Raw genomic sequence first — 12,912 nt, 5'->3', positions numbered from 1 at the left:
AGCGCGGCGACACGACGGTGTCGGCCGCGCTAACTTCATGATCAACCGGGTGGTGGGGCGGTCAGGGGGCGAGGAGTTCGTAGAGGGTGGCGGGGGCGTTGGTGTGGGGGGTGGGGGGTGGGGTGGGGACCGTGGGGGCGGTGCCGTAATCGGTGTAGGTGATCGTGTGCTCGTACGCCTTGGTGTTGCCGACCTTGGGGACGCTGACCGCCATGGTGGTGAGACGGCCCTCGCGGTCGACCGTGGCCCGGAAGGGCAGCCAGGTGGCCGTGTCGCCGAGCACGTAGGCGGCCTCTCCGGACAGGTACTTCTTCGCCGGTCCGCCCGCCAGGTCCACCAGGCCCGTGAAGGTCCCGGGCTCGGTTTCGTCGACCGACGTGACGCGTGACAGCAACGTCCAGACACCGCCGACGTCCGGCTCCAGGTACATCGGGGGTGTGAGCGTGTCGACGTGTACCTGAGCGGGGTCCAGCAGCATCCACTCGTCGGGCAGGGTCGGCAGACTCTTCGGATTCTCGACATCGGTGAACCCGACCTTCACCCAGGTCTGGTCACGGGAACAGAGATAGGTCGTGTGCACGGTCACGCCCAGGTCCTGTTTGCGGTGCGATGTCCGCTGCTGGAAAACTCCGGCGGATGGCCCCACCTCACCGACGACGGTCCGTTCCCAGTTGGTGATCGAGTAGCTGAACCCCGGTCCCGTCGCGTCCGGCAGTGCCGCGAAGAGTTTCGACTTGTCGCCCGGTGGTGCCTCGGCCACGGGGGCGCCACCGCACTGGCACAGGGCGGCGACCAGGCAGACCATCACCGTGATCCCGACCGTGATGAAGAGGTTGCGTAGCGCGACGCGACCCGGTATGACATCCGATCGCTGCATGTCCTGTCCCTGCGGTCGGCCGCGCGACGGTGGTCGGCGGGAGATGTCCGACGATTATGGTGGGCCACGTCGCTCGATCGACCGTGCGGGTGTTGCTCGCCTCGCCGGGCTTCGTTGTCCGGCATCGTCGTCCGCGCTGGTAGAAATGCCGGGTGACGGATGACCGGGTGGCGGTACGGGAACGGGCCGAGGCGGTGCTGCGCCGGCTCGCCGGTGATCATGCGCGGCTCCGGGAGGACCAGTGGCGGGCGATCGAGGCGCTCGTGGTCGACCAGCGGCGGGTGCTCTGCGTGCAGCGCACCGGGTGGGGCAAGTCGGCGGTCTACTTCGTGGCCACCGCACTGCTGCGGGCAGGGGACGGGAGCAGGAGTGAAGCCGCGGGACCGACGGTGATCGTGTCGCCGCTGCTGGCGTTGATGCGCAACCAGGTCGAGGCGGCGGCTCGGGCGGGCATCCGGGCTCGTACGATCAACTCGGCGAACCTGGACGAATGGGATGAGATCGCCGGGGAGATTCACGCCGGTACGGTCGACGTGCTGCTGATCAGCCCGGAGCGGCTGAACAACCCCGACTTCCGGGACAGCGTCCTGCCCCGGCTCGCCGCCACCACCGGACTGCTCGTCGTCGACGAGGCACACTGCGTCTCCGACTGGGGGCACGACTTCCGCCCCGACTACCGCCGGCTGCGTACGTTCCTCGCCGGGCTGCCGGAACGGACTCCGGTGCTCGCCACCACCGCCACCGCCAACCAGCGGGTCACCGACGACGTCGCCGAGCAGCTCAACACGGGTAACCAACCCGGACAGGCGGGGGAGGCGCTGGTGCTGCGCGGGCCGCTGGACCGGGCCTCGCTGCGGTTGGCCGTACTCGACCTGCCGAGCCCGGCGCACCGGCTCGGCTGGCTCGCCGACCACCTCGACGAGCTGCCCGGCTCCGGGATCATCTACACCCTCACCGTCGCGGCGGCCGGTGAGACGGCCGAGTTCCTTCGCTCGCGCGGGTACGCCGTCGCCGCGTACACCGGGCAGTCCGACGACGCGGAACGTCGGGCCGCCGAGCAGGACCTGCTCGACAACAAGATCAAGGCACTGGTGGCGACGTCGGCGCTGGGCATGGGCTTCGACAAGCCCGACCTCGGTTTCGTCGCCCATCTTGGCGCCCCGCCGTCGCCGATCGCCTACTACCAGCAGGTCGGCCGGGCCGGTCGCGCCGTCGAGCACGCCGAGGTGCTGCTCCTGCCCGGTGCCGAGGACCAGGCGATCTGGCGCTACTTCGCCTCGCTCGCCTTCCCGGCCGAGGAGCAGGTACGGGCCGTGCTCGCCGCCCTGCACCCCGACCGTCCACTGTCCACACCCGCCCTCGAACCGATCGTCGACCTGCGACGTACCCGGCTCGAACTGATGCTCAAGGTGCTCGACGTCGACGGCGCGGTCCGCCGCGTACGCGGAGGTTGGCTCGCCACCGGCGAACCGTGGCACTACGACGAGGCCCGGCTGCGTCGGGTGGCGCAGGCCCGCACCGCCGAGCAACAGTCGATGCGCGAGTACGTCAGCACCACCGGCTGCCGGATGGAGTTCCTCCGCCGCTGCCTGGACGACCCCGAAGCCGTCCCCTGTGGACGGTGTGACCGGTGCGCCGACGCCCGCTACGACATCGGCGTCTCGGCGCCCGCGCTCGCCGCCGCACAGGCGTGGCTCGGCCGACCCGGCGTCGACATCGCCCCGAAGAAGCTCTGGCCGACCGGTCTGGAGGCGGTGGGCGTACCCCTGCGCGGCAAGATCGCCCCGAGTGAGCAGGCACTGCCCGGCCGGGCTCTCGGGCGCCTCTCCGACCTCGGCTGGGGCGGACGGCTGCGCAGCCTCGTCGGCCCGGACGCGGTCGACACGACCATCCCCGACGACGTGGCGGCGGCCATGGTCGAACTGCTCCGGGACTGGTCGCGCGGTGCCGAACCGTGGCCGGCCCGCCCGGTCGCGGTGGTCGCGGTCGGCTCCCGCCGCCGCCCCCGACTCGTGCACAGCCTGGCCGAGCGGATCGCCACCGTCGGCCGGCTACCGCTGCTCGGTGAGGTGCCGGCCAGGGAGGGCGCGTCCGGCGGCGACGGTCCGCGCGGCAACAGCGCCCAACGCGTACGCGCACTGCACGACACCTTCGTCGTACCGCCGACACTGGCCGACGCCCTCGCCGACCTCACCGGCCCGGTCCTGCTCGTCGACGACCTGGTCGACTCTGGCTGGACCATGACCATGGTCGCCCGCCTGCTCCGCCACGCCGGCGCCCCCGCCATCCTCCCCCTATCCCTCTCCCTCGCCGCCTAACCCCACCCGTCGTCGGCCACTAATACAGAGAAAGAGTGGCAATCCCGTGTCGGATTGCCACTCTTTCTCTGTATTAGGCCCCCGTGGGGTGGGGAGGGGTGGGTTAGGTGGGGCGGCCGTAGCCGTGGATGGGTTGGTAGTCGACGCGTTCGAGTTGGACGGGTTTTCCGGATCTCGGGGCGTGGATGATGGTGCCGTTGCCGACGTAGATGCCGACGTGGTGGATGTCGGCGTAGTAGAAGATCAGGTCGCCGGGCTGGCGTTCGGCGCGGCTGATCCGCTTCACCACCCGCCACTGCCGGGCCGCGTTGTGTGGCAGCTGTACGCCGCCCGCGCGCCACGCGGCGGCGGTCAGCCCCGAGCAGTCGTAGCCGTCCGGCCCCTCGCCACCCCACTGGTAACGCTTGCCGAGCTGGGCGTACGCGAACCGGACCGCCGCTGCGGCGGGACCGGTGCCCAACTCCGGTGGCCGGGGTGCGGTCCGGGGTGGGGCGGGTTCGCGCTCGCCGCCCGCGTCCCGTAGCCGGCTCAGCCGGCTGATCTCACCCTCGATGTGCTGCTTGCGTGTCGCCAGCTGGCGTTCCTGGGAGCTCTGCTGCTCGTCCAGCGCTCGCGCCGCAGCCCGAGCCCTGGTGAGTTCATCATGGGTGACCGCGAGCTGGGAGATCACCCGACGCTGGTCGCGGCTCAGTCGACTCAACATCAACAGTGAGCCGAGCAGGTCGTTGGTGGTCGCGGTGAGCAGGGCCGAGACGGCCGCGAGCGGTTGCGCCCCGTGCCCCCGGTAGACCTGGGCCGCGAGCCGGGCCGCCTCCTCGCGATGGGCGGTCATGGTCTCCGCCAGCGCGGTCAGGTCGCGGTCGAGTGCGGCCGCCCGGACCCGGGTGCCGCGCAACTCCTCGTGCAGGTCGTTGTACTGCTCGATGACGATTTCGAGCTGCTCGGCCGCTGCGGCGAGCTGCTGCTCGGTGGTCCGGCCGGGCGGTTCGGCACCGGCCGGGCGGGGCGCGGGGGCGAGCGCCAACATCACGGACACCCCGGCTGCGAACGCCGCAGTGCGGCGCGGTACGACGGTTGTCGGCACGACCTGTCCAACGATTGACCATCGCCGTTGGCGACGGCATCGACCGCTGATCATCCCGATCTTCGGCGTACCGCCTGTCCGGTCAGCGGTTGATCGACTTGTCCGGTCAGCGGTTGATCGACCGAGATGAGCGTGGATACGACCGGGGTATCCTGCTCGGCATGACCGAAGAGCCGCCGGCCGAGGCCCCTCCCGTCGACCCCGCCCCGGACTCCGCCGCCGGGCACGGCCCCTACTGGTACGCCTCCGACAAGCAGGCCCTCCTCGGCCGGCTGCGCCGGATCGAGGGGCAGGTGCGCGGCCTGCACCGGATGGTCGAGGAGGACACGTACTGCATCGACGTGCTCACCCAGATCTCGGCCGCGACCAAGGCGCTCCAGGCCGTCGCGGTCGGCCTGCTGGAGGGGCACATCGCGCACTGCGTGATGGAGGCGGCCCAGGACGGCAGTGATCCGTCCGCCAAGGTCAAGGAAGCGTCCAACGCCATCGCCCGCCTCGTGCGGTCGTAGAGGGGGACCAGTCATGTCAGTGGTCGGGTCGGAGTCCTCGGTCGGCTCGGGGTCGGGAGCCGGGTCGGGAGCCGGGTCGGAGCCGACCGTCGGGTCGGGTCCGGGAGGCGGAGCGGAGTCGGCGGTGACGGAGGCCGGGCTGGAGCCGCCAGCGGCACCGGAGCGCGGCACGGCCAGGGCCGCGCTGTTCGTCGGCGGGCTGATCCTCGCCCTGGTCGGCGGGTTCGGGATCGGCCGGCTGAACACCGACACCGGGGGTTCGTCCGGCGGGACTCCGGCCGGGGTGAGCGTCGGCGACCACACCCACGCGCCGGGCACCGGGGCGCACGAGCACGGTCCCGCGACCGGTGGCACGGCGACCGGCGGCACCACCACGGCCGCGACGGACGTGGGTGGGCTCTCGCTCAGCGCCGCCGGCTTCACTCTCGTACCGGTGACCGGCACCTTCCAGGCCGGTCAGGCTCAGCCGTTCCAGTTCCGGGTGCTGGGTGCCGACCGTCGCCCGGTCACCGCGTTCACGGTCGTGCACGACAAGCCACTGCACCTCGTGGTGGCCCGCCGTGATCTCTCCGGTTACCAGCACCTGCACCCGACGATGGCGCCGGACGGCACCTGGACCGTGCCGCTGACGCTGCCCACGCCCGGCATCTGGCGGGCGTACGCCGACTTCACCGCGACCGACGCCGCCGGTAAGCAGACCGCGGCCACGCTCGGCGTCGACCTGGTCGTGGCCGGTGACTACGCCCCGCGGGCGCTGCCGGCGGCGGCCCGGGAGGCGACGGTAGGGGAGTTCACGGTCACCTACGAGGGCACCCCGCAGGTGGGCGCGACCCAGCCACTGCTGTTCCGGGTCTTCGCCAACGGGAGCCCGGTCGCCGGGCTGGAGCGCTACCTGGGCGCGTACGGGCACCTGGTCGCGTTGCGCGCCGGTGACCTGGGCTACGTGCATGTGCACCCGGAGCCGGAGCTGGTCGGCGGGGCGGTGAAGTTCTGGCTGGCGGCGCCGAGTCCGGGCAGCTACCGGTTGTTCTTCGACTTCCAGGTCGCCGGGGTGGTGCGGACCGCCGAGTTCACGCTGACCGTGGCCTGAACAGGCAAGGGAACAGGGAACCCTGAGCCGGCGCCGGCAGAACAGGCAAGGGAACAGGGAACGGGGGTCAGCCGGCCTTGCGTACCGGGCGTTGGGCCAGGTAGCGCAGCAGGTCGCGGATCAGTTGTTTCTCGTCCGTCGACACGGCCGGGTCGGCGAGTCGGCTCAGGATCACCCGTACGTCGGCGTCGATCTGGGCGTCGGCGCGTTTCGCGGCCCGCCCCGTCCGGAGTCCGGCGCCGGTCGACGGCTGCCGGTGTCCGTCCCGGACCGGTTCGCCGTCGGGCAGGCCGAGCGCCCGGAACGCCGCCGTGACCGGTACGTCGAGGGCGGCGCAGAAGCCGCGTACCTTCGCCAACTCGGGATAGTCGTGCCAGTCGCCGGCCAACCAGCGGAACACCGTGGACCGTCCGACGCCGGTGTGCGCGGCCAGGTCGGTGACGCTCCAGCCGCGCTCGTCCTTGGCATCGTCGATCGCCCGGCGTACGAAGCGGGCGAATGCCGCCTGGGGCGAGTCCGGTACGGCACCCATTGTCAGTGGACAGCCCTCTCCTGCTGGAGCACGACCTTTGCCCCTTGAGCGTAGTGCCAACTCGGCCCTTCGCCACTCAAGCCATCGTCAACTGATCTCCCGTGGCCGGCACCGAGGTCGGGACGGGGCCGGGACCATGGCCGGGAGCGTCGCCCGGATCGTGGCCGGGACCGTGCGGGGATCGCGACGGCAAACGTACCGGTGTCGACCCGACGACCTGGGTCGACCGGGGTTGTCGCCACTCCCAGTGATCGGTTGAATCCACTATGCTCGACCATCGCGCGGGTCGACCGGTCCGATCTGGTGCCGGTCGACCGGTGTCCATCGTCTGGCGTCTATCGCCCGCCGGTACGTCCCGACCAAGGCGAGTGAAGAGGATCACCGTGGCCGTTCCAGCCCAACCGCTTCCACACCGACCCGGATCGATCAGTCTGTTCTTCGTGGTGAAGGCCGCCGTCTTCGCCGCCGGCTTCTGGGCCTGGCTGCTGGTGCTGGTCCTCACCCGTACGGAGGCCACCGGTCTGCACGTCCTGGCCGCCACCGGGACGATCATCACCACCCTGGTGTCGGTGCTGCTCGGCGTCCGGATGGCGTTGCAACACAGCGCTGCGGCGCGGCACGCCGAACTCAAGCGGCTGCTCGTCGACATCTCCTGGAACGCCTTTACCGCCGCCGGCAACGCCGAGGCCGAGACCAGCGGCAACGTCGTACCGTTCCCGACCGCGCCCTACGACGCCGCGACCCCGTCCGGACGTACGCCTGGCGACAGCAACGGCGACCGCCGCCGCTGATCCGGGGTACGAGGACGGGGCACGTACCCGACGTCGGCCAACGTCGACGGGCGGCCGTCAGCCCAGCAGGCTCTCCAGTCGGGGGGCGACCTGCCACTGCGCCACCAGGTCCCGGTACTCGGCCCGCTGTTGCGGGGTCGCCTCGGCGCCGGTACGGCGGGCGCGCAGCAGCAGGTTGCGCGGGGTGTGCTGACTGTCGACGAACTCGACCACCTCGACCCGGTAACCGTGCAGCCGCAACAGCCCGGCCCGCAGCGAGTCGGTGAGTACGTCGGCGAACCGCTCCCGCAGGATTCCCTCGCGGGTCAGCAGGTCGTACGGCTCCGGTGCCGGTCGGCCGCGCAACTGCCGGGCGAGGTCGTGGTGGCAGCACGGGGCGGCGAGCACCCAGCGGGCGCCCCAGCCGACGGCGCGGGCGAGGGCCTCGTCGGTGGCGGTGTCGCAGGCGTGCAGGGCCAGCACCAGGTCCGGTGCCGGTTCGACAACCGCCTCCAGGATGGTTCCGGCGACGAACCGTACCCGGTCGGCGCAGCCCAGTTCGGTGGCGAGTTCGGTGTTGCGCTGCCGCTGGTCCTCCCGTACGTCCACACCGACCAGTTCGACGTCGATCCCGCGCCCGGTCAGGTAGCGGTACGCCGCGAAGGTCAGGTACGCGTTGCCGCAGCCGAGGTCGACCACGCGCAGCGGTCCGGTCAACTCGGCCGGCAGGGTCGCCGCCAGCGCCCGCAGGAACGCGTCGACCTGACGGCGTTTGGCCGCGCTGCCGCCGACGGCGGCGAACAGCGGGTCGCCCGGATCGAGCAGGTAGTCCTTGGCCCGGTCGTGTCCGGCCGGGGCGACCGAGGCCCGGTCCGCCGCCGCCCGGTGCACCTGGGCGTCACCCTTCTTGGTCACCCGGACCTGCACGGTGGCGGTGGCCGTCTCGACGTGCCAGTTGCCGAACGGTTCGGCCAGCAGCGCGTCGACCGCCGCGTCCGACTCCGGACCGGGCGCCACGTTGCGGGTGTACGGCCGGGAGCCGTCGAAGGTGGCGATCTGTAGCCGGGGCCCGGCCTTCAGGGCCACCGGGCGCAGTTCGGCGCGGACCAGGGTGGGTGCCTGTCCCCGGCGACGGCCGGCGGCGACCGCCCGGGTCAGTCCGGGGTCGAGCAGGAGCGCCCGTACCTCGGCGAGGGCGAGTTCGAGTTGTTCGGGCATGTCCACCTGGCCTTTTCGAGCGGGGTCACGAGGGGCCGACGGTGTCCGGCGGTGGGGTCGGCCGGGTGTCGAGCCTCGACACGGATCCGGCCTCCGCCGATGATCGGGGAGGCCGGAAACCGTTGGGCAGTGGTGACGGGGCGGTCAGGCGCTGGCGGAGTCCGCAGCGGCCGAACCGGAGTCAGCGGAGTGCCCGTTGGGCGTACCGGATTCGGTGGCGCCGGTGTCGGTGGACGCCGAGCCGGCCCGCGAACCGCGTCCGCCACGACGGCGGCGCCGGGTCCGGGTGCGGCCGGTGCCGGCCTCGTCCGATCCGTCGCCGACGGTCTCGGCCGTCGGGCCGGTGCCGTCGGTGACGACCGTGGTGGCACCGCCGGTCGCGGTCGCCGCGCCGGTGACCTCACCGGCGACGACCTCGCCCGCGCGCCGCCGACGGCGCTGTCGGGTGCCGGTCCGGACGACCTCGTCGGTCTGGTCGACCGGCGCGTCGGTGCCGGCGCTGGCCGGCCGGCCACCGCCGGAGCGGCCGTCGCCGTCCCGGCGGCCACGGGTACGACCGCCGCCGCGACCGGCGCTGTCGCCGCCCCGGCCCTCGGGCCGGCGGGGGGCGCGGGACCGTCCACCGAGGTCTTCCTCAACCTCGGCGGAGAGGCCGACCCGGGTCCGGTCGGCGGTCGGCAGCGTGCCCGAGACGTCGGTCGGGATGTGCAGGTCGGTGTAGAGGTGCGGGGAGGTGTGGTACGTCTCCGGCGGCTCCGGCATGTCGAGCCCGAGCGTCTTGTCGATGATCCGCCACCGGGGCATGTCGTCCCAGTCGACGAAGGTGATCGCGACACCGGTGGCGCCGGCCCGGCCGGTACGACCGATCCGGTGCGTGTACGTGTCCTGGTCTTCCGGACAGTCGTAGTTGATCACGTGGGTGACGCCGGTGACGTCGAGCCCACGGGCGGCGACGTCGGTGGCGACCAGCACGTCGATCTTGCCTGTACGGAACGCCCGCAGCGCCCGTTCACGCGCGCCCTGCCCGAGGTCACCGTGGACCGCCGCGACCGCGAAGCCACGGAAGTCGAGGTCCTCGGCCACCCGGTCGGCGGCCCGCTTGGTCCGCGTGAAGATCATCGTCAGGCCACGTCCCTCGGCCTGCATGATCCGGGCGACGATCTCGACCTTGTTCATCGAGTGGGTCCGGTAGACGAGCTGCTGCGTCAACGGCGACGGGCCGGTCTCGGCGGTGTGCCCGGCGTGGATCGTCACCGGCTGGTGCAGGAAGCGCCGGGACAGGGTGACGATCGGGTCGGGCATGGTGGCCGAGAAGAGCATCGTCTGCCGCTTCTCCGGCAGCATCGCCAGGATCTTCTCGACGTCGTCGAGGAAGCCCAGGTCGAGCATCCGGTCGGCCTCGTCGAGAACCAGGGCGTGCACCCCGTCGAGCCGCAGGTGCTTCTGCTTGGCCAGGTCCATCAACCGGCCGGGCGTACCGACCAGGATCTCCACACCCTTGCGCAACGCCTCGACCTGCGGCTCGTACGCCACCCCGCCGTAGATCGGCAGTACGCGTACGCCACGGGTCTTGCCGGCGGCGGCGATGTCCTTGGCAACCTGCAGACCCAGCTCACGGGTTGGTACGACGACCAGTGCCTGCGGTACTCCGGTGCTGCCCTCGGCGGGCGCGGTGACCCGCTCCAGCAGTGGTACGCCGAAGCCGAGGGTCTTGCCGGTGCCGGTCGGCGCCTGCCCGATCAGGTCGGTGCCACGCAGCGCGATCGGCAGGGCGTATTCCTGGATCGCGAACGCGCGGACGATGCCGACGGCGGCGAGCGCTTCGACGGTTTCCCGGCGCGCGCCCAGGTCCGCGAAGGTCGGGGCCTCCGGGCGGACCGGCGCGTCGGCGGCCAGCTCCTGGCCAGCCATTTCTTCTTCGATGTGATCGCTCATCTGGTTGTGGGGGTGCCCTCTCGTGGTGCGCCCCGTCAGTCCGTAGGGCGCGGTCTCGGTTTGGCGCGGGCCACACGGTCTACGGCTGAAATGCCGACTCACACCGGGCCGCACGCGCGCCGCAGGAAGGAATTCGAGGTACGCGAGACCTGCGGCAACTGCTCCATGTTACCTGAGCCGGGCAAATGTCGCCCCTACTCGGTCTGACGCGCACCCAACCGGGGTGTACGAGTGTGGTGCGCATTACCGTTTTCCGGGCGGAAGCGACCGTCCCGCGCCCCGGGCGGAAACGACCGTCCTGTACTGGACCGGCCGTGCGGCACCGCACCGGACGATAGCCTGCGGTCGTGTCAGCAGCCGCCGAATCCGCGTACCCCGTCACCGGTGTGCTCGGATCGGGGCAAACGTCCGGTTCGACCGGGGAGCCGTTGCCGCTGCCGGCGGAGGTGGTCGCCGATCTGCTCGGTCTGGTGGCGTACGCGGAACTGGCGGCATTCGACCGGTTGGCCGCCGACGCCCGGCTCGCGCCGGATCTGCACCGTCGGGCCGTGTTGAGTGAAATGGCGGCTGGAGAGGTCGCCGGCTACCGGCGGATCGCCGACCGGTTGACCGAGTTGGGCGTGCACCCCGGCGACGCGATGCAACCGTACGCGGCGGCGCTGCGCGGCTACCACGACTCCACCGAGCCCCGGGACTGGCTGGAGGCGGTGACCAAGGCGTATGTCGGCGACGCGATCGCGGACGACTTCCTCCGGGCGGTCGCCGGAATCCTGGCCCAACCGGATCGCCGGCTCGTCCTGGAGGTGCTGCACGACTCCCGGTACGGGCAGTTCGCCGCCGCCGAGATCCGGGGCGCCATCGCCGCCGACCCGAAGATCGCCAACCGGCTCTCGATGTGGGCCCGGCGGCTGGTCGGGGAGGGGCTGTCACAGGCCGACCGGTTGGCCGGCGAACGGGTCGGGCTGACCGGGCTGATCACCGCGGGCACCGGCGCCGAGGCCGGCGTACCGGCGCTGTTGCGGCGGTTGAGCACCGCCCACACCGTACGGATGGCGGCGGTCGGGTTGAACAACTGAGCCCACGTACGCGGGCCGAAATGCCGAGCCGGTCGTGGAGGCGGCGGTAGCCGCGTGACCGACCGCGCGACCGACGGGACGGGCGGCCGGCCGAATACCCACGGCTTCGCCCCGGACCGGCCGGTAAGCCGGCGTCGGGACGTCAGAGCGTCGGGACGATCCGGGTCAGCGGGCGACGAAACCGACGGCCCGGGGGGACGCCTCGGCGATCTCGACGTAGGCGACCTTGGTCACCGGGACGATGATCCGGCGGCCCTTCTCGTCTGTCAGGGACAGGGTGCCGTCGTTGGCGATGGCGTCGGTCACGATCTGCTCGATCTCGGCCGGCGTCTGCGCGCTTTCCAGCACCAACTCGCGCGGCGCGTACTGCACGCCGATCTTGACCTCCACGGGACCTCCTCATCCAGGGCGAAACTTCGCCGTTGCGAAGGCTATCCGATGAGCGGAGGTATCCGTCAGGCCGACTCGCCCTGGAGGGGGAAGCTGGCGATGCCCCGCCAGGAGAGCGCGGCGAGCAGCGCCTCCGCCTCGGACTTGGGCACCTGACGGCCGCCGGCCAGCCAGAACTGGGCCGCCGTCTCGGCCGCGCCGACCAGGCCGGAGGCGAGCAGTTCGGCCCGTGCCCGGTGCACGCCGGTGGTCGAGATGATCGTGTCGGCGATCGCCGCGATGCACCCCTGCTCGACCCGCTCGACCCGCTCCCGTACCGCCGGCTCGTTGCGCAGGTCCGACTCGAAGACCAGCCGGAACGCCTCGCTCTTGTGGTCGATGAAGTCGAAGTACACCCGAACCGCGCCGCTGACCCGGTCCTTGTTGTCCGGGGTCGCCGCCATCGCGTCGCGGACCATCGCCACGATCGCGTCGGCGTGGGTGTCCAGCAGGGCCAGGTACAGCTCCAGCTTGCCGGGGAAATGCTGGTAGAGCACCGGCTTGGACACCCCGGCCCGCTCCGCGATGTCATCCATCGCCGCCGCGTGGTAACCCTGTGCGACGAAAACCTCCTGAGCGGCGGCCAGCAACTGCTTACGCCGGGCTGAGCGTGGCAGCCGGGTGGGTCGGCCTGCTGTCTGCGCACCGCTCTCCGCAGCAGCGGTCATGGGAACCTCCGTGTCTCACAATGCAACCATCGACCTCGATCAGGACGGATCGACGTATCACGTCGCGCCGCCGAATTAGGCCACCGCTGTAACTTATCGCCACTGTCACCACACGGTAGCCTCAGCGGGGGCGACCAAGGAGCGCACGGTGGACGAAACAGGGCAACCCGGGGCCGCCGCACCCGGCGAGAACGGCAACGGGGCAGGTCCGCACGGTGACCTGGCCCGGCCGGCCAATGGTTGGGCGGCGGCCGATTCCGGCTGGCCCAACGTGGCCAAGCCGGTCGAAGGCGGCTCCGAGTCACAGCCGAGATGGCGCCAGTCGCCGGAACCGGGGGGCCCGCCGTCATGGGCGGCCGAACCGGCGACGCGGTACGCGGACCCGACGGGCGGTGCCCGCGAGTCC

Annotated in this window: 12 protein-coding genes; 5 read left to right on the top strand and 7 right to left on the bottom strand. The window is 71.7% G+C overall.

Annotated features, from left to right (window positions below):
* Window positions 1–61: 61 nt before the first annotated feature.
* Entirely contained in the window at window positions 62–877 is an 816-nt protein-coding gene (locus ACZ6QQ_RS23195; protein ID WP_465878975.1) for a hypothetical protein, read from the bottom strand.
* A 152-nt stretch (window positions 878–1,029) separates the two neighbouring features.
* On the opposite strand from ACZ6QQ_RS23195, the gene ACZ6QQ_RS23190 reads away from it, so the two are divergent.
* The gene (locus ACZ6QQ_RS23190; protein WP_465878974.1) at window positions 1,030–3,195 is read left to right on the top strand and encodes a RecQ family ATP-dependent DNA helicase; all 2,166 of its coding nucleotides are present in this window, start codon (window positions 1,030–1,032) and stop codon (window positions 3,193–3,195) included.
* A 103-nt stretch (window positions 3,196–3,298) separates the two neighbouring features.
* Here the strand turns inward: ACZ6QQ_RS23190 and ACZ6QQ_RS23185 are convergent, their stop codons facing one another.
* On the bottom strand, window positions 3,299–4,222 hold the full coding sequence (locus ACZ6QQ_RS23185) for a C40 family peptidase (protein WP_465878972.1): 924 nt from the start codon (window positions 4,220–4,222) through the stop codon (window positions 3,299–3,301).
* Between the two features lie 218 nt (window positions 4,223–4,440).
* Here ACZ6QQ_RS23185 and ACZ6QQ_RS23180 point away from each other — a divergent pair, with 218 nt between their 5' ends.
* Both ACZ6QQ_RS23180 and ACZ6QQ_RS23175 read left to right on the top strand, forming a co-directional pair.
* Complete coding sequence (locus ACZ6QQ_RS23180) at window positions 4,441–4,788, top strand: metal-sensitive transcriptional regulator (protein WP_465878971.1); 348 nt, start codon at window positions 4,441–4,443, stop codon at window positions 4,786–4,788.
* 124 nt (window positions 4,789–4,912) lie between these two features.
* Window positions 4,913–5,878: a hypothetical protein gene (locus ACZ6QQ_RS23175; protein WP_465878970.1), complete on the top strand. Its 966-nt coding sequence runs from the start codon at window positions 4,913–4,915 to the stop codon at window positions 5,876–5,878.
* A 67-nt stretch (window positions 5,879–5,945) separates the two neighbouring features.
* On the opposite strand, the gene ACZ6QQ_RS23170 is transcribed toward ACZ6QQ_RS23175, so the two are convergent.
* A complete protein-coding gene (locus ACZ6QQ_RS23170) occupies window positions 5,946–6,410 on the bottom strand; it encodes a helix-turn-helix domain-containing protein (protein ID WP_465878969.1) in 465 nt (154 codons plus the stop codon).
* A 440-nt stretch (window positions 6,411–6,850) separates the two neighbouring features.
* Here ACZ6QQ_RS23170 and ACZ6QQ_RS23165 point away from each other — a divergent pair, with 440 nt between their 5' ends.
* Entirely contained in the window at window positions 6,851–7,201 is a 351-nt protein-coding gene (locus tag ACZ6QQ_RS23165) for a hypothetical protein (protein ID WP_465878968.1), read from the top strand.
* 57 nt (window positions 7,202–7,258) lie between these two features.
* On the opposite strand, the gene ACZ6QQ_RS23160 is transcribed toward ACZ6QQ_RS23165, so the two are convergent.
* Together ACZ6QQ_RS23160 and ACZ6QQ_RS23155 are read right to left on the bottom strand one after the other, a co-directional pair.
* Entirely contained in the window at window positions 7,259–8,398 is a 1,140-nt protein-coding gene (locus tag ACZ6QQ_RS23160) for a class I SAM-dependent methyltransferase (protein ID WP_465878967.1), read from the bottom strand.
* A 144-nt stretch (window positions 8,399–8,542) separates the two neighbouring features.
* On the bottom strand, window positions 8,543–10,333 hold the full coding sequence (locus tag ACZ6QQ_RS23155) for a DEAD/DEAH box helicase (protein WP_465878965.1): 1,791 nt from the start codon (window positions 10,331–10,333) through the stop codon (window positions 8,543–8,545).
* Between the two features lie 347 nt (window positions 10,334–10,680).
* Between ACZ6QQ_RS23155 and ACZ6QQ_RS23150 the strand changes: the two genes are divergently transcribed.
* Window positions 10,681–11,409, top strand: coding sequence for a ferritin-like fold-containing protein (locus tag ACZ6QQ_RS23150; protein ID WP_465878964.1), 729 nt, complete (start codon window positions 10,681–10,683; stop codon window positions 11,407–11,409).
* Window positions 11,410–11,574: 165 nt separating this feature from the next.
* On the opposite strand, the gene ACZ6QQ_RS23145 is transcribed toward ACZ6QQ_RS23150, so the two are convergent.
* Both ACZ6QQ_RS23145 and ACZ6QQ_RS23140 read right to left on the bottom strand, forming a co-directional pair.
* Window positions 11,575–11,799, bottom strand: a complete 225-nt coding sequence (locus ACZ6QQ_RS23145) for a DUF3107 domain-containing protein (RefSeq protein WP_121158362.1) — start codon at window positions 11,797–11,799, stop codon at window positions 11,575–11,577.
* Window positions 11,800–11,864: 65 nt separating this feature from the next.
* Window positions 11,865–12,506, bottom strand: a complete 642-nt coding sequence (locus tag ACZ6QQ_RS23140; RefSeq protein WP_465878963.1) for a TetR/AcrR family transcriptional regulator — start codon at window positions 12,504–12,506, stop codon at window positions 11,865–11,867.
* Between the last annotated feature and the right edge of the window lie 406 nt (window positions 12,507–12,912).

The organism is Micromonospora sp. NPDC049529, assembly GCF_055586685.1.
The sequence above is the reverse complement of the archived record's forward strand: the minus strand, read 5'-3'. Positions and strand labels throughout refer to the sequence as shown.